The sequence below is a fragment of the Arsenicibacter sp. R0_47 genome (assembly GCF_057652235.1).
On record NZ_JBYFCJ010000033.1, the window covers coordinates 40,613 to 63,987 of the forward strand.

Genomic DNA, 23,375 nt, shown 5'->3' on the forward strand with positions numbered 1-23,375 from the left:
CCCACACAAGAAATCATATGCACACGAAAGCCTTCTGTCTTAGCGGACTTTTACCATGGTTGTTCGCTCTTTCGGTTTCCGGAGAACCTATCTTTCTGAAACCACCCGAGCGGGAGATTTTCATCAACCGGCTAACAACTAAACTCAATACCCTATCCAGGCAACCCGTTTCGTTCCCGCGCGACACAGCCATTTTCTTTACGCTTGAGACATTGTATTATCAAAAAGTACAGCGTGGGTTAGCGCCCGCAGCAGAAGCGCGTCTTGCTATACTCACTACCGATTCACTGACCCGGTTGGCCCGGCGCCATAGCTGGAAAGAGGGAATGGCCATTTCGCTGAACTGGCAGGCATCAGTCGCCCTTAATATCCACCATAGACCGGATGACGCTTATCCCCTCCGGATGAAGGCCGTTCAGCAGTTCCGGCAATTACACATGCAGCACCGGCTCGGGCTGGCCTTGATTGAATTGGCTGTCGATCTGGTTTACGTTCAGGCCAACACCAGGAACGAGTGGAATAAGGCCATGCAGGATATGCAAACAGCGCTGGCGATCGGGGAGCAAACACATGATCCGGAATTAATACACCAGGTATACAATTACCTGGGTGATTTTCATATTCACAAAGGTCAATACGGCAAAGCGCTGTTCTATTACCGGAAACAGGCCGCTCTCTATAAGCAGTATGCCGACGGCCCACATCTGCGCTACATGGAAGGACGCCGGACTAATCTTGCCTATCTGGGTATCTGTAACCTGCATCTGGGCCATGACAACGAAGCCCGTGCTTATTTTGAGGCATTTCTGAAACGTACTCATCCGGATCAGGGTACTTATGCGCGGTATCTGTTGCATGTTGTCCTTTACGAATCGGGGCAGTACTTCCTCCGTAACAAAAAAGACTTTCCAAAAGCATTGCATTACCAGACACTCTATAGCCGCATACTTCCTCACCGCCCTCTGTTCGATGTGGTTGCCCACCACGAAACCATGTCACGGATTTATGAAGGTCTGGGCAATTATCAGCAGGCACTTGTTCACAGCCGGCAGTATCAGCAGTTAAAAGACTCGCTCAGCCGCGATAACCTGAGTCAGAAGTTTACTGAAATTGAAACGAAACTACGCGTACAGGAAAAAGACCTCAGAATCCGGACGCTTTACAATAAACAGCTCCAAACTGAAAACGCTGCTCATGAACGTACACTGCTTTTCCTGATGATCACACTGGTGCTGGCCTTCCTGCTGTTGGGTTTGTTACTCTATGCGAACCAGCAAAAAAAGAAAGCTTTAATAGCTGACTGGCAATTAAACAATGAACGCAGCCTGCGGAATATACAGATTATCAGCGCTCAGGAAACAGAAAGACAACGGCTGGCAGCCGACCTGCATGATGATGTCGGGGCTACATTAGCCAGTCTGCGGGGATACCTAAACACAAACTCCGCAGCACAAACTATTCTGGACAAAGTGATTAACGATATACGAACAATCTCCCACAACCTCATGCCGGTCGAATTCCACGATCTCGGATTAACCGATGCGCTCGAAGAAGTAGCACGACGCCTTGGCGCTACATCCGGTATTCGTTTCTGCTTTCTAATGTCCGGCACCAGAGTGTCGCTCCCGCCCGCCCATGAACTCATCATCTACCGGCTCATTCAGGAACTGATGCATAATGTCGTCCGACACAGTCAGGCAACCGTAGCTTTTGTGCAGCTTGTCTACCATCATACACACCTCAATATTACCGTTGAAGACAATGGTAAAGGATTTGACAACGTGCATGCTCATACAAAGTCCGGAATCGGACTTAAAAATGTATCTTTAAGGGCAAAATGGGTGGGGGGTAAACTGTCAGTAGACACCAGCCCTGAAGGCACCACGGTTTTTGTTGATATACCCTATCCCACACAGCCGGATGAAATACACAACCCGTATACGCGTTCTGATCGTTGATGACCACATATTATTCAATGACGGCTTAGTCCTCCAGCTTTCTGATGCCGGCACACTTGTTGAGGTTGTCGGGCAGGTATTCCGTGGAAATGATGTTTTACCGGCGGTACACCGCACACAGCCGGATGTGGTGCTACTGGACATAAATCTCCCGCAGCAAACCGGGCTTAGCTGCGCCCGTCAGTTACTTGACGCCTATCCCGCCATCCGCATCATTATGCTGACAATGTATGGCTACCGCAAATTTATTGATCAATGTCGCCAGATCGGTGTAGCAGGCTATCTCCTTAAGCACGAGCGGATTGACCTTATTATACGAACAATTCATGATGTATATGACGGAAAAACCAGTTTCCCGCAAGGAGAATTGATCAGCTCGCATGAAGAGGATTTTTTTATCCGGCAATTTAAACTTACCCCGACCGAGCTGAAAATTATCACCCTGATCCGGCAGGGGCTGTCCAGCCTGCAAGTGGCTGCCCAATTACACATTGGTTATGAAACGGTGCGTTCGCATCGGAAAAATATTTACCGCAAGCTGGAGATTACCCATCTTTCCGAACTGATTGCCTTTGCAAACGAGTACCTGCCGCTCCACAGCATACACGAATAGTGCCCAAAGCGTATCGGCGCACTCTGGCCGGCCCTTTTCGTCAAAAAGCCGAATAAATCCCCCGATTGGGGGATAGCATCCCGTCTGATCTTGTCCAAACTTTACATCGTGTAAGCGCTTCTCCTGCAAGCGCCAGCCATCTGGTTTTAACGCATTTCACTTACTGAACCGGCCCATGAGTACACGATCCGTTGCCCCCTCACTATACATGTCCGGTAGCTCCGGCATACTACGTCCATAAATACGGCCTCTTTTTCCTGAAACACAATCCCCTAAAGCATATGATAAACACCACGACAACCTCTGCCAGCTACATCCGCTTCGACAAACAAGCTATCGCCGCCCAGTCCATTATCTGGCTGGAAGGCGACTGGAACTACACCCGCATTTATCAACAGGGAAAACCGACGCGCATGAGCGCCTACACACTCAAATGGTATCAGGAACAACTGGTTGATTTTATACGGGTCCGGAAAGATGCTATTGTCAACCCGCAGCACATCCGTGCTGTACTGTCGACACCCAGTCAGCCACGGCGGCTGCGGCTGTTGCTGAGCAACGGCGATGAGGTCGAAGTGGCCCGCCGCCGGCAGGTTTTTGTAAAGCGCCGGCTACAGGCAGGAACCTATGCAAAAGGACCGTTACAGGCTGCTAATTAGCGTTTAACGGGTCCGTACTGTTGGTGCGGAGCATTATATTACACGTACCGCGCCTATAATAGTTTTTTTCTGCCTTTACACTGGCCTTAATCAATAGATTTCCCTATATTTGCACCCTCATTTCCAAAATTATACACGAATCATGTACGCAATCGTAGAGATCGCAGGACAGCAGTTCAAAGTTCAGAAAGGTCGCTCTATCTATACACACCGTTTAGAGGGTGATGCTGACGCTGTGCTTGCATCCGACAAGGTGAAAGTTCTCCTTGTTGATAACGAAGGCAGCATCTCTGTAGGTGCTCCAGTAGTTGAAGGTGCTTCTATCACGGCGAAAATCGTTGAACACCTGAAAGGCGAAAAAGTAATCGTCTTCAAAAAGAAACGCCGGAAAGGCTACAAAAAGAAAAACGGCCACCGTCAGTACCTGACGAAGGTGTTAATCGAAGATATAACTCTGTAACGTTTGGCCTTAACACACGTTAAGCCTTAAACACAAAACAAAATGGCACACAAGAAAGGTGTAGGTAGTTCCAAGAACGGCCGCGACTCGATAAGCAAGCGCCTTGGCGTTAAATTGTTCGGTGGTCAGAAAGCTATCGCCGGTAACATCATCGTGCGTCAGCGCGGTACAAAACATCACGCGGGTGAAGGCGTAGGCATCGGCCGCGACCATACCCTGTTTGCTCTGGTTGACGGCGTGGTTAAATTCCAGGCTGGCCGCAGCAACCGCTCGTATGTTCACATCGTACCTGCTGAATAAGCAGCCACGACCCGACATACGGTACTGAAAAATCCCGCATGGTATCCCATGCGGGATTTTTCGTATAGAACATGGCAACTAAATTGCCCGGGCGTGTGTTTCTGACTGAGACAACTTCCTGTCCTGCCGGTTTCAACCTGAGGTCAGGTAAGCCGAACCGGAAAATACGAAGCGATTTTACAATTCCCCGACAATGAACGATCTTCTCCAGCGTCCTATATCGATTTACGCGCAGCAAAACCCGAATCCCAATTCAATGAAGTTTGTGCTGAACGTCGAACTCGTGCCCGACGGACTTTCATTCGACTATGCCGAGCCAGGTGACGCCCTGCTCGACGGTAAAGCCTCTCCTCTTGTGGTTGCCTTGTTTGGCTTTGACTTTGTGCGGCGGGTATTTGTTGCCGGCAATTTTATTACCATTACCAAGGATGATGTGACCGAGTGGGATGACATTATGTTTGAGGTAAAGCAGTTTCTGAAGCAATACTTCGATGAGAAGCAGCCGGTTTTTGCCCAGCGTACGGTTGATGCTAACTCGGTACGGGTTGATGCAGACTCAGAAACCGTTCAAAAAATCAAGGCGGTGCTCGAACAATATATTCGTCCGGCAGTTGAATCAGATGGAGGAGCCATTAATTTTTATTCCTTCGAACCGGAATCCGGCATTGTGAAGGTATTACTTCAGGGCGCGTGCAGCGGCTGTCCATCGTCGACACTGACTCTCAAGGCAGGTATCGAAAATCTGATGACCCGTCTGGTGCCCGAAGTCAAACAAGTAGAAGCTGAAGGTGTATAATAGTGGTGTGGTACAGTGGCAGTGGTTCCGGCAGTAGCATCAGTAAATATGACAAAATATTCCCTGAAGCTGCTGCCAACTGCTACTGATTTACTTATTTTGGGGCAAAAAAACGCCTGAGGCATGAATGTAAGGCTTTTGTTGGGGCCGGGCCTGTTGTTTCTCGCAACAGCAAGCCCGGCTCAAAATTTTCTGGGACTGTCGACTAATCCGCGTAGCGGCACACATCGCACCTATATCAATCCGGCCTTATCCGCCGACTCTCCGCATAAGTTTGATCTGAATATAGCCGCGGCTAATATTCATGTTAATAACAACTTTGTCCGGTATCAGGCGCCGTACTCGATCCTGACCTTGCTGACAAACAATGTTCCCGATCAGTACAAACGTTCTGACGGATCCCTTGACTTTAAACCGTCCTACACGAAGGAAATTCTCGACGGCCAGCCTAAAAACGTAACGGTCTGGGGCGAATTACGGGGTCCTGCCCTGCGTTTACCCGTTGGCGGCGATGCCAGTCTGACCCTGAGTACCCGCCTGCGGGGTACCGCTCAGGTACTGGGTGCGTCGGAAGACTTACTGTCGGCGATCCGTGCCAGCCTTGCCGATAATGCGCTGTACAGCATTCCAAACCAGAATAACCGGTTTAACATAGGGGCCAACGTGTATTCGGAATATGCCCTGACCTATGCCAAACCCATTGCGGAAACGGATGCAGTCCGCGTATTGGCCGGTGCAACCCTGAAATACCTGCGCGGATTTACCGCCGGTTATCTGGTCAACGACCAGCTGAATTATTCCCTGCAATCGGAGCCAACCCCGCCCAATAACCCCTACCTTCAAGTCAGTCAGATTAATGCCCGTATGGCATTTACAAACTATTTGCAAAACAAACGGCTGACGATGAGTACCTTTTTTTCGGGTAATGTGCCCGGCAAAGGTGTGGGCGCCGATTTTGGTATTGCGATCATGAATCAGGTCGAAGACGATCAGCCGGTCTGGCAGCTAAGCCTGAGCCTGACCGACGTCGGTACGATTTTTTATAACGGTGAGTCGTATGACGTTAACGAGCAGAATGTCAAATTCACCCCGGGCGACTTTAACAACGTCAACATTACCAGCCCTGAACAGGTAGCCAATGTCGTCCGCGAAAAACTGAATCTGTCGCCGGCTACCAGCCTCGGGCGTTTCAGAATGACCCTGCCGACAGCCCTCAACCTGACCGCCGACCTACAGGCCACCGATAAGTTCGGAATAGGTTTTGTCTGGCGGCAGAACGTACTGAGCAGTCAGGCGGCGGCGGTTCGCCAGCCAACGCTGATATCGGTAGTACCGCGCTATGATACCAAACTGATAACCCTGGCAGCCCCTGTTACGTATCTGAACCAGTCCATTTTAATTGGTCTTTCGGCCCGTGTCGGTCCTTTCTGGCTTGGATCTGACAATATTTTTGGCCTTATTGGGAATGGTAACAACGGCATTCACCCGCGGGGTACAGATTTGTACGCCGGGGTATGCTTCGGCTTCTGACATGATCATCTCCCTCATCACAATCTTTCTGCTTGGTTATTTACTGATTACCTTAGAACACCCGATTCAGATCAACAAAACCGCAACGGCGCTGATAACGGGCGTGTTATGCTGGGCGACCTACGCCTTAATGACAAGCGACAGCCACGTGGTTGTAGAACAACTGACCGAACACCTCGGCAGCGTTTCCGAAATTCTGTTCTTCCTGATGGGCGCTATGACGGTTGTTGAGCTCATCGATGCCCACGATGGCTTTACGCTGATCACCGACCGTATTGCCAGCCGCAATACGCGCACCCTGCTCTGGATTATCTGTTTCCTTTCTTTCTTCCTGTCGGCCCTGCTCGACAACCTGACGACCTCGATTGTCATGGTGTCGGTGGCCCGTAAGCTGGTCAAAAATGCGGAGCAGCGGAAAATCATCGCGGGCATGATCATCATTGCGGCCAATGCCGGCGGTGCGTGGTCGCCCATCGGCGACGTAACAACGACCATGCTCTGGATCGGCGGGCAGGTAACCACCGGCAATATCATCACGACCTTGTTTGTGCCGAGTCTGGCCGCGCTCCTGGTACCGCTGACGATTCTTACGTTCAGTTATCCGGCCGAAACACAGGTTGCTACAGCCTCTGCAACGAAAGGGATCAGCCGGCCATACGTAACGGCAGAAGCCCGCCGCAACCGGAAACTGATGCTGTCAATTGGTCTGGGCGGTATGCTGTTTGTACCGATCTTTAAGATGGTTACCCACCTGCCGCCGTACATGGGCATGATGCTGGTGCTGGGCTGCATCTGGGTGGCTTCGGAGCTCATTCACAAAGATAAAGATGAGGCTGAGCGGAAAAAGTTTACCGCTGCCTACGCCCTGAGCCGTATCGACGTACCGAGTATTCTGTTCTTTCTGGGCATCCTGCTGGCCGTAGGAACGCTTGAAGTAACCGGCGTACTGACCACGCTGGCCCAATCGCTTGATAAAGCCGTCGGCAACCTCGACCTGATTGTACTGCTGATCGGTATCGTTTCGGCGGTAGTCGATAACGTCCCGATTGTGGCCGCAGCCATGGGCATGTACGACATACAGACGTTCCCGCCGGACGCTAAGATCTGGGAGTTTCTGGCCTACTGCGCGGGTACCGGTGGCAGTATTCTGGTGATCGGTTCGGCGGCGGGCGTTGCCGTTATGGGCATGGAGCATTTAGACTTTGTCTGGTACCTCCGCAAAATCAGCTGGCTGGCCCTGATCGGCTATGTAGTCGGCGCCGGCATCTACCTCGCCCAGTTTGCGCTTTTTCACTGAAACGATTAAACTTAAACCGGAATAAATAATCAAAATATTGCCAGGTTTTTACTTGAATTTTTACCTTTGGCAAAATCGTATTCCCTTATTTGTTTTAGTGTTAAAACACATGAAAAAGCTCATCTTAACCCTTTTACTTACGCCGGCTGCACTCTTCACAGCCATGGCCCAAACACCGTCTGCCGACGAAGTGCTGGATAAGTACCTTGCAGCCATCGGCGGCAAGGATTTCGTCAAAGGCATTACTGATCTGCGCATCGAAATGTCGGCCGATTTCAACGGCAACACGGCTCTGATTACCCGCAAAGCCAAAGCCCCGAGCAAATCGTCTATGACGATTAACATGAACGGCATGGAGGTTATGAAAATGACATCCGACGGCACCAAAGCGGCTTCCGGCGGCATGCGCGGTACTCAGGCTATGGAAGGCCCGGCAGCTCAAAGCTATATTTTACAAAATTCACTTTTCCCGGAAGCCCACTACGCCGAACTCGGACTGAAAGCTACTGTCGACGGTACGGAAAAAGTGGATGGTCAGGATGCGTATAAAGTGACATTCGCCAATGCCGACGGCTCGGTAAGCTGGACTGAATTTTATGACGTTGCCAGCGGACTGAAAGTACAAACCGTATCCAAAGGCGGCATGGGCGGTCGTGGTATGGGTGGCCGTGGCGGCGGACAAGGTGGCCAGGGCGGCGGTCAGGGTCAGGGCGGTGCTCCCGGCGGCGGACAAGGCCAGGGTGGCGGACAAGGCGGCGGAATGGGCGGTGGTCGTCAAGGTGGCGGCGGCCCGATGCTGCAAACCGTTAAGTACAGCAAATACAAAGACTTTAAGGGCCTGAAATACCCGACGATCCAGATCCAGGAAACCCCGCAGGGTGCCCGCGAAACGTCGATTGACAAAGTTCGTTTCAATGAAGGCCTGAAGGAGTCAGACTTTAAAGTAGAGTAGTCACCTGCTCAACAGCTATATAAAAAGCGGTCCGGTCGTTTGCTCAGCAGAACGGCCGGACCGCTGCTTTTTTTACTCTTTACTCCGAAAAGAAACAGGTTATATATATTCTGTGTAAACTTGTACCCTTCAAAATAATCTTCCCCGATTACATGAAACACTTCATTACCGGACTTGCCCCTGCCTTATTGGCAAGTGCGTTGGCTATGGCCCAACCCGCGCCGAACAGTAGCGGAGGGTATGCCGATTACAATCAACTCACCAACCGGCTCCGTTCGCTAAGCCCCCGGGCCAATGGCGCAGCTAACCTACAATCGGTTGGTAAATCGGTTGGCGGCAAAGACATCTGGCTCCTGACACTCGGTCGCGGGGCGGCGGCTCAGAAACCGGCCCTTGCCATCGTAGCCGGCGTTGACGGCAGTCACCTGGCCGGTACCGAACTGGCCATTCAGCTCGCCGAAAAGCTCCTGACCTCCCAGAGCGACAGCGTTAAGCGCCTGCTGGATACCAAAACCCTGTACATTTTCCCGCTCGTCAACCCTGACGCTCAAAGTCAGGCGTTTGCCTCCCTCAAATTTGAGCGGAGCGGCAATGATCAGGAGACCGACGATGACCGCGACGGCCGCGTTAACGAAGACCCGGCCGAAGACCTCAACCGCGACGGCATTATCTCCCAGATCCGGATTGAAGACCCGACAGGTCAGTATATTCAGGGTAAGGACGATCCGCGTGTGCTGGTAAAAGCCGATCCGGCAAAAGGCGAAACCGGCCGGTACATCCTTATTACCGAAGGCATCGACAACGATAAGGACGGCAAATTCAACGAAGACGGCCCCGGTGGTGTAGCCATCGACAAAAACTTTACGTTCGACTACCCGTTTTTTACACCGGGCGCGGGCGAAATGCCGGTTTCTGAACCGGAAAACCGTGCGTTGCTTGACTTCCTGTACAAAGCCCCGAACGTGTATGCTGTATTTACCTTCGGACCGTACAACAACCTGAGCGAGGCACCGAAATTCGACCGCAGCAAAACCGCCCGCCGCATCATTACCGGTATTCTGGAGAAAGACGCTACTGTAGGCGATCAGGTGTCAAAGCTCTACAACGGGCAGACGAGCCTGAAAGACGCTCCGGTTCTGCCGCCCACACGCGGTAATTTTGCCCAGACTGCCTACTACCATTACGGTCGTCTGAGCTTCTCGACACCGGGCTGGTGGGCGCCGAAAACCGCTGCCCCTGCCGATACCGCCCGCGGACGCGCGCAGACAGGGCGCGGACCGGCTCCGGCAACCGGCGATAACGACGATGTCCGCTTTCTGAAGTGGGCCGATGCCAATAAGGTCGCTGCTGCCTTCACAAACTGGACCGCTGTTGAGCATCCCGATTTTCCGGGCCGCAAAGCAGAAGTTGGCGGTATTGCACCGTTTGCCAAAAACAATCCGCCGGTACAGTTCCTGAACGACAACGCCGGCCGTCACCTGAAATTCCTGACGGCGTTTGCTACCCAGATGCCTGCCATCGACATTGTAAACGTAAAAACGGAAGCACTCGGCAACGGACTGACGCGGGTATCGGCGCAGGTCGTGAACCGTGGCCTGCTGCCGACCGGCTCTGAGATGGGCGACCGGGTCCGGTACGTGCCTAAAATGAAGGTTGAACTTAAGCTGGCGAACGGCCAGACGATCCTTTCCGGTCGCCGGATGATTTTGCGCGGGGCGATGGCCGCGGGCGAAACAATGGACGTTAATTTCCTGGTCAACGGGGCCGGCAAGGTTACACTCGAAGCCGGCAATGCTATGACCGGAATCAAATCAACCGAACTAACGCTTAAATAATCCGCTGTGAAAAAGATATTTTTACTGGCCATCAGCCTCTTATCAATACCTGCCTTTGCGCAGCAGAATAAGCCTGCCACCTTGTCCGACGGCACCCGCGCCGTTGGTTCACCGGCAAACCCGAAAGTGCCCATGCGCTGGAATCACTACAATGATTACGGCATGATCACGAAATTCTGTCAGGATCTGGCTAAGGCCTATCCGGAATACGTCAAGCTTGAATCGATGGGTAAATCGTTTCAGGGGCGGGATATGTGGGTACTGGTCATCACGGATGCCAAAACCGGCAAGGCCGACCGCAAGCCTGGTTTTTACATCGACGGAAACATTCACTCCAATGAGTTGCAGGGTTCCGAAATTGCGATGTACACGGCCTGGTATCTGGTTGAAACGGCCGCCGATCAGCCGCACATCAAGGAGCTGTTGCAGGATAAGGTATTTTACATCGCACCAACCATCAACCCCGATGCCCGCGAGGATTTTATCCGCAACCCGAACAACCCGAACTCACCACGCTCGGGTATGATGCCGATGGACGACGACGGTGACGGGCAGGTCGACGAGGACAAATACGACGATCTGGACGGCGACGGCAACATTGTCATGATGCGCCGCAAATCACCGCTGGGTCGCATGAAACAGGACCCGAGCGATCCGACCCGTATGATTCCGGCCAAACCCGACGAGCCGGGTGAGTATGAAATGCTGGGCTACGAAGGCCTCGACAACGACGGCGACGGCCTGGTCAACGAAGATCTGGTTGGTTCTTACGACCCGAACCGCGACTGGGGCTGGGGCTGGCAACCGGATTATATCCAGCGGGGGGCGCTGTTTTATCCGGGCACACTGCCGGAGACCCAGGCGGTTAAGAAGTTTTTCTTTGCGCACCCGAATATTGCCGGTGCCCAGAGCTACCACAACTATGGCGGGATGATGCTGCGCGGTCCGGGCTCCGAAGAGGACGTGCCTTACTACTCACCGGCCGACATTGCCGTGTATGATGTCATGGGGAAAGCCGGCGAAAAAATGCTGCCAGGCTATCGCTACTTCGTTATTTACAAGGATTTGTATACCGTATACGGCGGCGAGATCGACTGGTTTGCGCTGGGACGCGGTATTTTCACGTTCTCCAACGAGCTGATGACGTCGTACAAACTGTTTAACCGCAAATCGGACGATGACCGGTTCCAGAACGACGAATTCAACCAGTTCAGCAAGTACCTGCTGATGGATGATGCGTATGTGCCTTGGAAACCGTTTAAGCACCCGCAGTACGGAGACATTGAAATCGGTGGGCCTAAGAAAAACTACATCCGCAACCACCCCGGCTTTATGCTCGAAGAGGATGCGCACCGGAACATGGCCTTTACGCTGTTCCACGCCTTCCAGACGCCAAAACTCGACGTGCAAAGCATTACGTCGAAATCACTGGGTAACGGATTGACGGAGGTTACGGCGACCGTTGTAAACCAGCGGGTTATTCCGACGCACTCAACCCACGATGTGAAGTTCAAAATCGAGCGGCCGGACTATATTACGCTGAAAGGCGCCAATGTGCTGGCTGGTATGATCGTCGATAACGAAGACATGGGCATCACCCGTGAGCAGCGTTATACGCCGGGCACCATCGAAGTACCGACCATTCCAGGCATGGGCTTCGTCAAAGTGCGCTGGGTCGTAAAAGGCAACGCCGGTAAATATACCGTCGAAGTCGACAGCCGCAAAGGTGGCGTCGTGGAGAAGACGTTGTAACGTAAAAAACGTAGCGGCAAGGGTATGCCTTGCCGCTACATCTGTGCTTTATTTGTCATTATAAATCTTCGTCTGCATCACCGTTGCGATGGACAAGGCCCGGATTTTGGCCTGTTCGGCGGTGTTACCGGCAAACAGCTCATCGACGGTTTCCTGCCAGAGTGCCAGCCAACGGTCAAAATGCGCCGCCGTCAGCGGCGATTGCCGGTTCAAGGACAGATGGACCGGAATTGGATTCTGCCGGTAGGCCGTCCCGCCCAACAATACCATCTCCCAGAAATCGACGATAACCGGCGCATGGCTCGCCAGATCCAGTTTGGCCACATCGGTAAACAGAAACCCGATAACTGCATCCTGCATGGCTTTCCCGTAAAATTGCCCGATCAGTTGCTCAAGATCGGCGCGTGTTGTGATATCGGACATTTCTTTTTAAAGAGTGAAAGAGTGGCCGCTGCGCGGACAAAGAGCGAAAGAGCGAAGCCAGTAGACGTTTCATGGCTTTCGGCCGTATGTATCCACATCTTCTCTCAACTACATCGTAATTCGTACATCCCTTTATATTCTGCCGAAGCGGGCGAAAGCCTGGCGTTCGAGTTCTTCGCGGTGATCGGGGTGTGCAATGTCGATCAGGAGACGGGCGCGTTGCCGGAGGTTTTTCCCGTACAGGTTCGCAATGCCATACTCCGTTACAATGTAATGCACGTGGGCACGGGTCGTTGTTACCCCCGCTCCTTCTTTCAGAAACGGCACAATTTTCGACTCCCCGTACTTTGTTGCCGAGGGCAGGGCAATGATCGGCTTGCCACCTTCCGACAACGATGCGCCCCGCACAAAATCCATCTGGCCACCGACACCGGAATACTGAAACGTGCCGATGGTATCGGCGCACACCTGCCCGGTCAGGTCCACTTCGATGGCGCTGTTGATGGCCGTTACTTTCGGATTGCGCCGGATAATGGCCGTATCGTTGGTGTAGGCCGTCGACTTCATGGCCACACCCGGGTTGTCGTCGATAAAGTCATACACCCGACGGCTCCCCATCACAAATCCAGTTACGGTTTTGTACGGAATTACCTTTTTGCATTCGTTCGTGATCACACCGCGTTCAATCAGGTCAATGACCCCATCGGAGAACATTTCGGTATGAACGCCCAGTTTGCGGTGGTGCACCAGCTCGGCAAGCGTGGCGTTCGGAATCCCGCCGATTCCCATTTGCAGGGTTGCGCCGTCTTCCACCAGACTGGCTACATTTTTCCCGATCTGCTGCTCGATTGGCGAAATGGCTCCTGCCGGTACTTCATAAATCGGATCATCTACCTCAATGGCCGCGTGAATGGTCGAGACCGGAATCATGCCATCTCCGTGCGTACGCGGCACGTTCGGGTTAATCTGCGCAATCACGTACTTCGCCGATACGATAGCCGAGAGCGACACATCGACCGAGGGGCCGAGGGAGCAGTACCCGTGTGCATCCGGCGGCGAGACCTGAATCAGCGCCACATCGACCGGCAGTATTTTGCGGGTAAACAGCAGCGGGATTTCACTCAGGAAAATCGGCACATAATCGCCATGCCCCTGATTAAGCTGTTTCCGCATATTGGCCCCGATAAAAAACGAATTCGGGTAAAAAATCCCTTCGTATTGAGGCTCCAGATACGGCAGCGGCCCTTCGGTATGAATGTGGCATACTTCCACATCGCGCAGCCGGTCGGATTGCGCAACCATAGCGGCAATGAGCCGGTGCGGGGTTTGGGCAACACTATGAATAAATACGCGGTTTCCGGACTGGATACAGGCAACCGCTTCTTCGGGGCTTACAATCGGCAAATGAACTGGCATATGGATGTTGATTTTATTTTTACCACCAAGACGCGAAGACGATAAGGGGCACGAAGTTTCTTCTTTTTCACTTTGTGCTGCTTAGGTGCTTCACGCCTTTGTGGTGTAAACATTTACCACCAAGACGCGAAGACGATAAGGGGCACGAAGTTTTTTCTTTTTCACTTTGTGCTGCTTAGGTGCTTCACGCCTTTGTGGTTTAAACATTTACCACCAAGACGCGAAGACGATAAGGGGCACGAAGTTTTTACTTTTCACTTTGTGCTGCTTCGATGCTTAACGCCTTTGTGGTTTAAACATTTACCACCAAGACGCGAAGACGATAAGGGGCACGAAGTTTCTTCTTTTTCACTTTGTGCTGCTTCGGTGCTTCACGCCTTTGTGGTTTAAAAACGCGAAATACGGCCTGTTATCGCAGGGAATTTACCGGAACAATCATAGCAGACTATGACCGTGCCCGGTATTTTTCTGCCCGTCCGGGTCAGCTCCAGGAACGTCTTTTTTGTGTCCTATTCTACGCCGTGATAAGCCGCCAGAACCTCATAAACCGGAAAGGCTCCGTCGGCATCCATCAGTCCGCGCGGGCCGTGTGTTTCAAAATACGTCACCGAACCGGCGCCGGCCTTTTCGAGCGTTTGCAGGCTTTGGGCCAGCCAACCGGCAGCGAAGTCTGTCGGCTGCCGGTGGTCGGCAGGCGGCGCAACCGGTGCTGACGACAGGGCCGCGTCCGGATTAAAACGCCCCTTCAGCGTCACCGCCGACACGTGCACCGGTTTACCGCCCGACAGCACCCGCGCCGAGCGGACCGTATCGGCCTGAGCGCCGATGTTTTCCATAACCGTCAGGTCGTCGGTGGCGTGCGATTGCGGGTTGATTGAGTACGTCACGAAATCAATCTGTGCGTAGTCGAACGGGTTGCGGTTGACATCTACGAAGTTAGCGTCTGTCCCGCCGCCAATCCAGATACCGGGAAGGGCCTCCCGTAAGGCAGGTGCAACCTCCGTCAGTAGTGTATCATCGGTCAGCCGGTTCTTTTCCCAAAACACCGCCACAGTATACAGCACAACTTGTTGCGCCGCTACTTCGGCCAGCCAACCGGCAAGTTCCGTCGCCGGATCGTCACCGAAAAACAGCATAACTTCCAGCGGCAGAGCAAGCGCTACGGCATCAGCAACCGCCCGGTCAAATGCCGGTTTCCACGCCGGATTTGTCAGAAACACATCGGTCCGCAGGTGTGAAAAGCCCACGGCCCGAAGCCGGTCAATTTCTTTAGCGGTCAGCGGCCCGTCGTACGGGTTATGCCCTAAGCCAATCCGCAGTGGTTTGGCAGGTGGTTCAACGGCGTATTCAAATGAGGCGGCTGTGATACCTTCGCCTGCGGCAATCGGCCGGAAAACGATTTGCTGAAACAGTTCCGTCCCCGCCTCAACCTGTGCCGGTTTAGGGCGGTCCTGCGGGGTGCAGTAGGTTTTGTAGGATGTATCCGACCAGTTGCGCTGGTCTTCGGTCTCAAAGACATCGCCCGTAAACGACAGCTGCAGTTCATGGCCGGCAGTTGTCTGCCAGCGCATGCCCTGTACGTTCAGAAACGGCTGATCAGGCTTAATCAGCCTTGGGAAGTCCCCGACCGATTCATGCCCTTCCGGATGCTGAATGTGGCAAGGCTGCCCGGCCACGCCGTCAATCGGGTGCAGCACGCAGAAGCCGACACGGTTGCGCCAGAACGTATTCAGCGCTTTGCCATACCAGCTCATGGTGACAGTCCCGTCGGTTGCGCCTTCGATCGTGACGTGGCCGTTCATCTGCATGCCCAGATCATCGGCCGCCCAGTTATAATCGACGCGGAACGATTCCGGATTTTTGGTAATGGATTCGTCACTGAAAGTCAGGCGGGCCGTATCCCAATCCTGATTGCGCAGGGCAAAGTAGATGCGGCGCAGTACTTCATCGTCACCCAGCTTAAAATAGCGGGGGAATCCATTGTCGTATAGCAAGGTAATCGGGCCGGCAGTTAAGTGCATATCAGATATATTTTATTGATGGTCTGTCTATTGTATGATCTCCCTCTATTGTATTGATCTCCCGTAGGGGCGACCCCACGTGGTCGCCCTTTTGCACCCACGTGGTCGCCCTTTTAAAAGCCCCGCCCCATGTGGCAAATAAAAAGGGCACCCACGTGGGCAAGCAAATAAAAAGGGCGACCACGTGGGGTCGCCCGTACAAACCGCTTATAAATTCCGCGACAGGTAATCGGTGTATTGCGTGTAGAGCAACAGCGATGTGGTGCCGCTGTAGGCAACACCATGGGCACCCGGCGGATAAATCCGTAGATCGGCGTCTTTACCGGCATCTTCCAGGGCATTCATCAGCTGGAATGTATTGCGTACGTGCACATTTTCGTCCATGGTCGAGTGGGCAATGAACATCTTACCGGCCAGATTTTTGGCGTAAGTCGTGGAGGCACTCGCTTTGTATTTTTCCTCATTTTCAGGCATCAGGCCCATGTAGCGCTCGGTATAGATGCTGTCGTAAAGCCGCCAGTCGGTCACCGGTGCGCCGACCAGCGACACCTTAAACACACCCGGATGCGTCAGCATGGTGTAGCTGCTCATGTAGCCGCCATAGCTGTGTCCGCGGATACCGATGCGGGTACCGTCGATCCACGGTAACGTGGCCAGATATTTTGCGGTTTCGGCAAAATCAAGGCTTTCATATTTACCAAGCTGCTCATAGACAATCTTCTCGAAATCACGGCCGTAGCCCCCGCTGCCCCGGTTGTTGACACTTACAATCACATACCCCTGCTGGGCCAGCCACTGATGCCAGCCGCCGGTATTGAACTCATTGTAAACCGACTGCGCGCCGGGACCACCGTAAATATCCACCAGAACCGGATACTTTTTCGACGCATCAAAGTCAACCGGCTTCACAATCGAAATGTCAATTTTCTGGCCATCCGACGTGGTGAAGCTTGCCAGCTCCTTCGGTGCGTACGTGTGCGTACCCAGATACTCGGTCACGCGGCTGTTGGTTTCCAGCGCCTTGATTTTAGTGCCTTTTGTATCCCAAAGCTCCACCTGCGTCGGAGTCGACACGTTGGAGTACCGGTCGATGTAATACTGCCCGTTCGGTGAGAAATTGACCGCATGTTTACCGGCCGTATTGGTCAGGCGGCGGCGGTTTTTACCGTCGGCATCAACGACATACAACTGCCGTTCCAGCGGTGACACCTCCGTTGAGGTATAGTACACTTTCTTTGCTTTCGGGTCAATGTGATGCACATACGTCACCTCCCAATTGCCCTTTGTTACCTGATTCAGCAGCTTGCCGGTGTAGTCGTAACGGTACAGGTGGGCATAGCCATCGCGTTCCGAGACCCAGTAAAACTCCTGCACACCCGCCGGGAAGTAGAAGTAGTGCAGAATGCCGGCAAAGAAATCAAACACATCGACCCACGCTTTCGAGGTTTCCTCCATAATCTGCCGGGCCTCGCCTGTGCGGCCGTTGGCCATGAACAGTTTCAGGTGATTCTGCTTGCGGTTCAGGTGAACGAGCGCGAGCTGCCCCTCCTGCGAGGTCCAGTAAATGCGGGGAATATAGCCATCGCCGAGATCAACCTTCATCCACTGCTTCGTGCCGTTGGCAATTTCGATAACGCCAATGCGTACCAACGGATTCTGATCGCCCACGCGCGGATAAGGCAGCGAGTCATATTTTTCGTCAAAGCCTTTGTAGTCGGTCATGCGGTACATCGGTACCTGCCGCTCATCTGATTGCCAGAAAGCAATAAACTTGCTGTCGGGCGACCATTCCCAGGCCTGGGCCAGACCAAATTCTTCCTCGTAGGCCCAGCCAAACCGGCCGTTGTAAAACGCAGGCTTAGCATCGGTAGTCAGGCGCGTTTCTTTCTGCGTCGCAAAATCGAATACGAACAGATCGCCGCCCCGCTCGTAGCCAACTTTGGTGCCATCCGGCGATAATTCGGCCGTTTGGGCATCTTTGGCAACCAGTTTCAGGCTCTTGTCGGCCACCGAATACACGTAGTAATCCGAAATGCCCGACCGCCGCCAGACCGGCCGGAAGTTGCTCTGGAAGACCAGATTCTTTGAATCTTTCGACCACTCAAACGACACGTAGCGGAAGCGCTCGGTAGTGCCGGGGAACGTCAGCTGGCTCCCGTCGAACACGACATTTTCCTGCTGGTCTTTCGGCGAAAACGACTTGATCACATTCTGACCTTCAATGTAGGAAAAGCGGTTACCGCCATCGATCCAGTTTACACTGCGCGGACCGCTGGCACCGGACAGCTGACCGCCCGACGTCAGGGCCTGCTGTAGGGAGGTATACCGTTGTTTTGTCTGGGCAAAGGAAGCGATAGGAATCAGCAGCAATAAGGCGATCCGTATCAATCGGGTGTTGTGTTGCATGAAGATATTGAGTCAAACCAATCCTCAAATTTAGTAAAAAGAAACGCCCGCTGTGTCGTCTGACACAGCGGGCGCCTGGTAAACCTGTTTATATGCGTTTGTATTAGTTACAGCCCTGGCCGTTTACAACAAACGTAACAACTTTCGAGGTAATTTCTCCGCACTCATTTGCCGCGCTAACAGTAACGGTATAGGTACCCGGCTTTTTAATACCATTGATGTTCATCAAATAAGGTCCGGGTTTGCGGTAGACACTGGAATAGACATAGTTATTCGGTCCTGTAATGACCGCCATGCTACCGTATGCAGGAAAACGGAGATTGATCGGACAGTTTGAAGCACTCAGTGTATTAAAAACAAGTGAGTTTAATGCATTGACAGGTTCCGGCGTACAGCCACAGCTCTTCACAGTAATCTGCGCATCTTCCTCACAGGCTAAGTCCAGTACCATCCATCCTGTAGCCGGGGGTAAATCATCATTCGATTCGGCTATAGCGGAAGGCGGACCAACAAATCCGGAGAAAATCATCCAACCTCCACCTTCGTTATCACCTTGAAAAAGAATAATGTGGCTTAAATCGTCCTTCGAGAAGAAAGGTTTTCCATAAAAAGTACCACCTTGTTTGTATTGTCCGCCAAACATGCCACAATCCGTTTTCACTTCGCGGCACAGGGCAAGCGTTTCACATGTTGTTTCAGTAAACGTAAGACTTGCCGGTTCACCTTCAGTCCCGCAACCGTCCTCAGCATACACCCAACCATCCAATGGTAATGCTTCCGGTGAAGCATCATTAAAAAAAAGGTCACCGTTCTGCTTAATGAAATACCAACCCGGCGTACCATACGGAGAGTAGGTGATCATTGCCTGCTGTTCACCACCGCCTATGTAAAGAGGAGATCCCTCTCCCCAGACTATAGCAGTCGTATATGTACCGTCAAAACCACTACATGGTGTTTTTACCGTGTAACATTTTTTGGTAATTGTATTGCTTGTTTTAATCGCAGAAAGGCCGCTTTTTGTTTGGTTTAGCCCTTTATCAGCAGAAGGCTGCCCTTTTTTCAGTTTCTCAAACAGGCCTTGCCATCCGGTTCCGCTGGTTGTTTGCTGCGCAACCAGCGTATGTGTCATTAGGCATAGAAGAACCATAGAAGCTACTACAGTTCTGGCAATAGTACAATTTTTAAACATAGGTATAGTAAAAGGTTGACTGAAGAATGACTTACAGAGCGTTTGGATAGATTATAAAATACCCGTTTGCGTCATATAATGGCATAAAAATAAATCAACCTGTTACCATAAGCTACAAACTACATATAAAGTCCATTAAAGCCCCTTTTTTGTAGGCAAACACCTATTTTTTGTACATGGAAAACATACCTGAATAGCCTATATTTTCTCCTTCATTAAAAACTGCTTTACCCATTAATAAAAAGATTCGACAAGAGGTTTACTGCTTACATTAATCCCGCAACCAGATTTTCTGCGCGAATGTCTGTTGTTTATCCGGGCGTGTAACCGATAAAATCAGAAAGGAATCGGCCGGACTTCCCAGGGCAATTGCTTTTCCGGCCAGCGCATCGGCGCGCTCTGAAAAAGAGTGGATCACCTTACCGGTCAAAGTCGCAATCTGCACCGTCAATCGTTCGGAGCGGTCGAACCCTTGCAGAAACAGCCGGAATGCCCCCGACGGACTTGGATTCGGGTAGGCCACCACCCGCAGCGATGGTTCGGAAGTTGTTCCCGCCAAACCAACCAGCTTTGCCTCATCCTTTACGGTTAATACAGGCGTGGTCAGGTCTGTTTTCAGCATGTTTCTACCCCTATCATCGGCCATATATCCTGAAAAATCCCCCCCTTTCATGCCGGGTTTCGAGGCAGCAGGATCTTTCTGCATATCGAATAACCGGACGCCTTCCAGAAAGCCCTGCGGCAAGGCAAAATCAAACAGTAAAAACTCCTCGCCCGCCGTCAGATCGACTTTACCACCCTGGGTTGTAAACCCGTGAAAATCGGACGCAAGCGCGGTCTCCGGTGCAAAAATCCGAGAATTGTCTGACCAAACGCCAATGTTGGTGCTTCGTGCCGAAACTGACTGATCAGCCACCTCGGCCGGCAGCACCACCGATACCTGCGACGGCCCCCAGGCAAACTGATTTGCCGAAAAGTTGGGGCGGGCAAATACCTCATACCGGTTCTGCTCCGCATTAAAGGCCATCCGCAATACGATCTGAGGCTGGGCAACACCAGCCAGACTGCACATGCAGGCAATGATTCCAATGAGAAATTTCTTCATATCCTTCCGGTTTTGATTATCTAATCTTATGAGCTATTACCGCCGGAACACAAGCCGGCGCACAAGCCATGACGTGCACACTCAACGGGGCCGATACAACCAGACAACCGGCTGTCACATCGGTAATCCGATTCACATCGTTGGCCGTAAGATGCTGAATGGTGTTATCATCGGTATAGGTAACCGCGTAAATACTATACTCCCCGGCCGGCAGATCCCCCGACGGAAATAGGGGCGAATCGGCAAGCCGGATAATTTTACCGGCCGGATCAGTCAGTGCGTAGCGGGTTAACACACCACTACCGCTACTACCGCCCACAACCTGAAAGACAATGGGCTGACCAATCTGGAAATAACCGGCGGGCACCGATACGTGCGGCCGTGCTGTACCCGGTACTTTACGAACGATAGCAGACGCCGGCGCTTCCGGTCGCGCTGCGGTGGCTGTATAGGCAGCGAGCACAGCCAGTGAAGAGAAAAATAAACCCGCTTTCACGATGTTTTTCTGAAATCATAGTTGTCATAAACGTCATACTGAATCACTTATAAAAGCGATGGAGCATCTCCCTGCCGGTATGCCCGCCGCTTCAACGCCGGCGCTACCGGTTCCATTGCAAAACCGGTGCTTCCAGCGCACAGGCATTCGAACAGGTCGGCGACGCCGGGCCATAGTTAGTCCCATAGTAATTGTTCTGGCCCAGCAAGTCGTTGCCGTCGTAGGTGTAGTTCCGGAAATCACCGCCCGAGGTCTGGGCAGACGGATCAGGGTCAACACCGTTGATGAACAGCCGGATTCCGGCCAGACAGCCGCCGCCCGGAATGGTAAACGTAAACAGCAGTACCTCCGCACCGGCCGTCAGGTCAATGGCAGCACCGGTCGAGCCGATTCCGTGAAAATCCAGCGCAGGGGCCGCTGCGGGTGCATACAGGCGCGAGTTATCAGCCCAGTTACCGGCCGCCACCGCCGTTACGGTCAGCGCCACATTGCTCAGGGAGGCGGGGGCGACAACGGTGATCTGTGCACTGCCCCACGGAAATCCGGCCTGCGTAAACCCGGTGGTTGGCCGGGCATACACTTCGTAGCGGGACAGGGTTGTGTTGTATTTCAGTGTCAGATCGATCTGATTCTGTGCCCTGACGCCCAATCCACTCATGATCAGACAACAAATTATCAGCAGTCGTGTAATAGCCATAATATATCGTTTATGCGGTATCGACAGCCGCACTAATTTGGGATCTGCTCAACAAAAAAGGTAAAATTGTACAGTTTCGCACTGTTTAACAGGTAATTGGTCAACAAGTTTGTAAAGATCGTCTGACTGTCATTACCGACTGCCTGATAACTGACCTTACCATTCATATTGACATCCCCGTAATAGTACCCGACCGCACTGTTGTAGTTATACAGCTGGTTTACGGTATTACCCGGCGCAGTCAGCACTTCGGTAAAAATTGTGTTCAGGTCCGTACTCAGACCCGTATACACAACCTTGCCGTCATGATTGGCGTCACCTGCCCAGAGGGCGTTTTTCCCGCCTACCGATACCATTTCGTAGCCGTTATAGTCGTAGCCGTTCGCCGTTGTGCTCCAGACGCTCGCCGCTGCCAGTGTCGTAAAGTCAACCGCACTGATCGTGGCCGACAAAGTCTGCGGCGTGGCTGTCATCACCCCAAGGTGATTCCGGTGTTTGACACTGACATAAAAATTCGATCCGGATAAGCCCGTAAAACTCAGCGGCGATGTACCATCGGCCGGTGAAACAATATCACCATCCCGCTGCAGCAAACCAGACCGCGTCGCAACCACTGCCGACGTGTTTGCCGGGTTACGCAGCTCCACCAGCACCCAGTCAACAATTGCATTGGCTCCTGTTACGGTGGTTACCGCTGCCGGAGCCGTTTCGTTGCCGCCCCCACCCGTCTGACTGAACCGCGTACTGACGGTTGACGAGTACGGCGTCGCCAGCGGCAATGCACCACCCGTGCGCAGGTCATCGCGCATGAGTCCGTCGGTCGTACCGGCCAGGGCACCCTGCAACAGGGCTTTCACCCGCAACGTCACCGTCGACGGCGTTTCGCAGTTTGCCTGTCCAACGTTGTAGTTACCAAGCCAGGCGTTGTAGAGCGTCGATCCGTTGCGGAAGCCCAGGGCCGTCAGGTCATTACCGACGTTGATGGTCTGTGTGGGCGGATTCGGCCGGAACGGGTCCGTACTCGTCCAGATTTCGACCGCACCGGGGCAGGCGCCCGAACTCTGGAAAGTAAACAGGACCGTTTCCTGCGTACTGCTGTAGGGAATCATGGGCGTATTCGGCGTCATCCCGAAAATAAAGTAATCATACCCCGGATTCTGCGACGGCGCACGAACCGTGGTATTATTTGACCATTGGCCGTTTACGCTCTGCACATTAGTAATGCTAAGCCGGCCAGCCAGCCCGACAATGGTTACCTGCCCGCTATTGGTGATCTGCTCAGCGCCGGTCAGCGTTACGGTACTGGATAACGAAACCTGATAGGTAATTTTATCCGGCAACAACCGGACGGCATAGCGGATACCCTGTTGCCCGAAGGCAGGGAATAGCCCCGTTATCAGGAAAAGCAGACAGCCGGTTACGCCGACCGTGACTTTTCGTATCGTTCTGTTATATGTCTCAGTCATATCC

General features: G+C 52.7%; 20 protein-coding genes. 11 read left to right on the plus strand and 9 right to left on the minus strand.

Annotation, left to right across the window (positions count from 1 at the left end):
• Positions 1–17: 17 nt before the first annotated feature.
• The 11 genes from AC23NW_RS30975 (at position 18) to AC23NW_RS31025 (ending at position 12,152) form a co-directional block, all read left to right on the plus strand.
• Positions 18–1,958: a tetratricopeptide repeat-containing sensor histidine kinase gene (locus AC23NW_RS30975; protein WP_487454402.1), complete on the plus strand. Its 1,941-nt coding sequence runs from the start codon at positions 18–20 to the stop codon at positions 1,956–1,958.
• Positions 1,921–2,571, plus strand: a complete 651-nt coding sequence (locus AC23NW_RS30980; protein ID WP_487454403.1) for a response regulator transcription factor — start codon at positions 1,921–1,923, stop codon at positions 2,569–2,571. The genes AC23NW_RS30975 and AC23NW_RS30980 overlap by 38 nt, the downstream gene beginning before the upstream one ends.
• A 281-nt stretch (positions 2,572–2,852) precedes the next feature.
• Positions 2,853–3,230 carry a LytTR family DNA-binding domain-containing protein gene (locus AC23NW_RS30985; protein WP_487454405.1) on the plus strand — a complete coding sequence of 126 codons (378 nt, stop codon included), beginning with the start codon at positions 2,853–2,855 and terminating at the stop codon, positions 3,228–3,230.
• A 142-nt stretch (positions 3,231–3,372) separates the two neighbouring features.
• Entirely contained in the window at positions 3,373–3,690 is a 318-nt protein-coding gene (rplU, locus tag AC23NW_RS30990) for a 50S ribosomal protein L21 (protein ID WP_293842594.1), read from the plus strand.
• A gap of 42 nt (positions 3,691–3,732) precedes the next feature.
• On the plus strand, positions 3,733–3,990 hold the full coding sequence (gene rpmA, locus AC23NW_RS30995; RefSeq protein WP_293842591.1) for a 50S ribosomal protein L27: 258 nt from the start codon (positions 3,733–3,735) through the stop codon (positions 3,988–3,990).
• Positions 3,991–4,183: 193 nt separating this feature from the next.
• On the plus strand, positions 4,184–4,786 hold the full coding sequence (locus tag AC23NW_RS31000; protein ID WP_487454407.1) for a NifU family protein: 603 nt from the start codon (positions 4,184–4,186) through the stop codon (positions 4,784–4,786).
• A 123-nt stretch (positions 4,787–4,909) separates the two neighbouring features.
• Positions 4,910–6,316 (plus strand): DUF5723 family protein, encoded by a 1,407-nt coding sequence (locus tag AC23NW_RS31005; RefSeq protein WP_487454409.1) that lies wholly within the window; start codon positions 4,910–4,912, stop codon positions 6,314–6,316.
• 1 nt (position 6,317) lies between these two features.
• Positions 6,318–7,613 (plus strand): sodium:proton antiporter NhaD, encoded by a 1,296-nt coding sequence (gene nhaD / locus AC23NW_RS31010; protein WP_293842582.1) that lies wholly within the window; start codon positions 6,318–6,320, stop codon positions 7,611–7,613.
• 109 nt (positions 7,614–7,722) lie between these two features.
• On the plus strand, positions 7,723–8,565 hold the full coding sequence (locus tag AC23NW_RS31015) for a hypothetical protein (RefSeq protein ID WP_487454411.1): 843 nt from the start codon (positions 7,723–7,725) through the stop codon (positions 8,563–8,565).
• Between the two features lie 152 nt (positions 8,566–8,717).
• Entirely contained in the window at positions 8,718–10,400 is a 1,683-nt protein-coding gene (locus AC23NW_RS31020; RefSeq protein WP_487454413.1) for a M14 family metallopeptidase, read from the plus strand.
• Between the two features lie 6 nt (positions 10,401–10,406).
• Complete coding sequence (locus AC23NW_RS31025) at positions 10,407–12,152, plus strand: M14 family metallopeptidase (protein ID WP_487454415.1); 1,746 nt, start codon at positions 10,407–10,409, stop codon at positions 12,150–12,152.
• 48 nt (positions 12,153–12,200) lie between these two features.
• Here AC23NW_RS31025 and AC23NW_RS31030 read toward each other — a convergent pair whose 3' ends face one another.
• The 9 genes from AC23NW_RS31030 to AC23NW_RS31070 all read right to left on the minus strand — a co-directional run bounded on the left by AC23NW_RS31030 (position 12,201) and on the right by AC23NW_RS31070 (position 23,371).
• Positions 12,201–12,575: a group III truncated hemoglobin gene (locus AC23NW_RS31030; RefSeq protein WP_293842570.1), complete on the minus strand. Its 375-nt coding sequence runs from the start codon at positions 12,573–12,575 to the stop codon at positions 12,201–12,203.
• Between the two features lie 132 nt (positions 12,576–12,707).
• Complete coding sequence (locus AC23NW_RS31035; RefSeq protein WP_487454417.1) at positions 12,708–13,991, minus strand: acetyl-CoA hydrolase/transferase family protein; 1,284 nt, start codon at positions 13,989–13,991, stop codon at positions 12,708–12,710.
• Positions 13,992–14,500: 509 nt separating this feature from the next.
• On the minus strand, positions 14,501–16,012 hold the full coding sequence (locus AC23NW_RS31040; protein ID WP_487454419.1) for a D-apionate lactonase family protein: 1,512 nt from the start codon (positions 16,010–16,012) through the stop codon (positions 14,501–14,503).
• Between the two features lie 207 nt (positions 16,013–16,219).
• Entirely contained in the window at positions 16,220–18,418 is a 2,199-nt protein-coding gene (locus tag AC23NW_RS31045) for a S9 family peptidase (RefSeq protein ID WP_487454421.1), read from the minus strand.
• Between the two features lie 103 nt (positions 18,419–18,521).
• Complete coding sequence (locus tag AC23NW_RS31050) at positions 18,522–19,547, minus strand: hypothetical protein (protein ID WP_487454423.1); 1,026 nt, start codon at positions 19,545–19,547, stop codon at positions 18,522–18,524.
• A 331-nt stretch (positions 19,548–19,878) separates the two neighbouring features.
• On the minus strand, positions 19,879–20,712 hold the full coding sequence (locus tag AC23NW_RS31055) for a hypothetical protein (RefSeq protein WP_487454425.1): 834 nt from the start codon (positions 20,710–20,712) through the stop codon (positions 19,879–19,881).
• Between the two features lie 16 nt (positions 20,713–20,728).
• Positions 20,729–21,208, minus strand: a complete 480-nt coding sequence (locus AC23NW_RS31060) for a hypothetical protein (protein ID WP_487454426.1) — start codon at positions 21,206–21,208, stop codon at positions 20,729–20,731.
• 103 nt (positions 21,209–21,311) lie between these two features.
• Complete coding sequence (locus AC23NW_RS31065; RefSeq protein WP_293839339.1) at positions 21,312–21,905, minus strand: hypothetical protein; 594 nt, start codon at positions 21,903–21,905, stop codon at positions 21,312–21,314.
• A gap of 32 nt (positions 21,906–21,937) precedes the next feature.
• Positions 21,938–23,371, minus strand: a complete 1,434-nt coding sequence (locus AC23NW_RS31070) for a hypothetical protein (protein WP_487454428.1) — start codon at positions 23,369–23,371, stop codon at positions 21,938–21,940.
• Between the last annotated feature and the right edge of the window lie 4 nt (positions 23,372–23,375).

Bases quoted from the DNA above. Each gene is read 5' to 3' on its own strand.
- AC23NW_RS30975 (WP_487454402.1), top strand. From the start codon at position 18: ATGCACACGAAAGCCTTCTGTCTTAGCGGACTTTTACCATGGTTGTTC.
- AC23NW_RS30980 (WP_487454403.1), top strand. From the start codon at position 1,921: ATGAAATACACAACCCGTATACGCGTTCTGATCGTTGATGACCACATA.
- AC23NW_RS30985 (WP_487454405.1), top strand. From the start codon at position 2,853: ATGATAAACACCACGACAACCTCTGCCAGCTACATCCGCTTCGACAAA.
- rplU (WP_293842594.1), top strand. From the start codon at position 3,373: ATGTACGCAATCGTAGAGATCGCAGGACAGCAGTTCAAAGTTCAGAAA.
- rpmA (WP_293842591.1), top strand. From the start codon at position 3,733: ATGGCACACAAGAAAGGTGTAGGTAGTTCCAAGAACGGCCGCGACTCG.
- AC23NW_RS31000 (WP_487454407.1), top strand. From the start codon at position 4,184: ATGAACGATCTTCTCCAGCGTCCTATATCGATTTACGCGCAGCAAAAC.
- AC23NW_RS31005 (WP_487454409.1), top strand. From the start codon at position 4,910: ATGAATGTAAGGCTTTTGTTGGGGCCGGGCCTGTTGTTTCTCGCAACA.
- nhaD (WP_293842582.1), top strand. From the start codon at position 6,318: ATGATCATCTCCCTCATCACAATCTTTCTGCTTGGTTATTTACTGATT.
- AC23NW_RS31015 (WP_487454411.1), top strand. From the start codon at position 7,723: ATGAAAAAGCTCATCTTAACCCTTTTACTTACGCCGGCTGCACTCTTC.
- AC23NW_RS31020 (WP_487454413.1), top strand. From the start codon at position 8,718: ATGAAACACTTCATTACCGGACTTGCCCCTGCCTTATTGGCAAGTGCG.
- AC23NW_RS31030 (WP_293842570.1), bottom strand. From the start codon at position 12,575: ATGTCCGATATCACAACACGCGCCGATCTTGAGCAACTGATCGGGCAA.
- AC23NW_RS31035 (WP_487454417.1), bottom strand. From the start codon at position 13,991: ATGCCAGTTCATTTGCCGATTGTAAGCCCCGAAGAAGCGGTTGCCTGT.
- AC23NW_RS31040 (WP_487454419.1), bottom strand. From the start codon at position 16,012: ATGCACTTAACTGCCGGCCCGATTACCTTGCTATACGACAATGGATTC.
- AC23NW_RS31045 (WP_487454421.1), bottom strand. From the start codon at position 18,418: ATGCAACACAACACCCGATTGATACGGATCGCCTTATTGCTGCTGATT.
- AC23NW_RS31050 (WP_487454423.1), bottom strand. From the start codon at position 19,547: ATGACACATACGCTGGTTGCGCAGCAAACAACCAGCGGAACCGGATGG.
- AC23NW_RS31055 (WP_487454425.1), bottom strand. From the start codon at position 20,712: ATGAAGAAATTTCTCATTGGAATCATTGCCTGCATGTGCAGTCTGGCT.
- AC23NW_RS31065 (WP_293839339.1), bottom strand. From the start codon at position 21,905: ATGGCTATTACACGACTGCTGATAATTTGTTGTCTGATCATGAGTGGA.
- AC23NW_RS31070 (WP_487454428.1), bottom strand. From the start codon at position 23,371: ATGACTGAGACATATAACAGAACGATACGAAAAGTCACGGTCGGCGTA.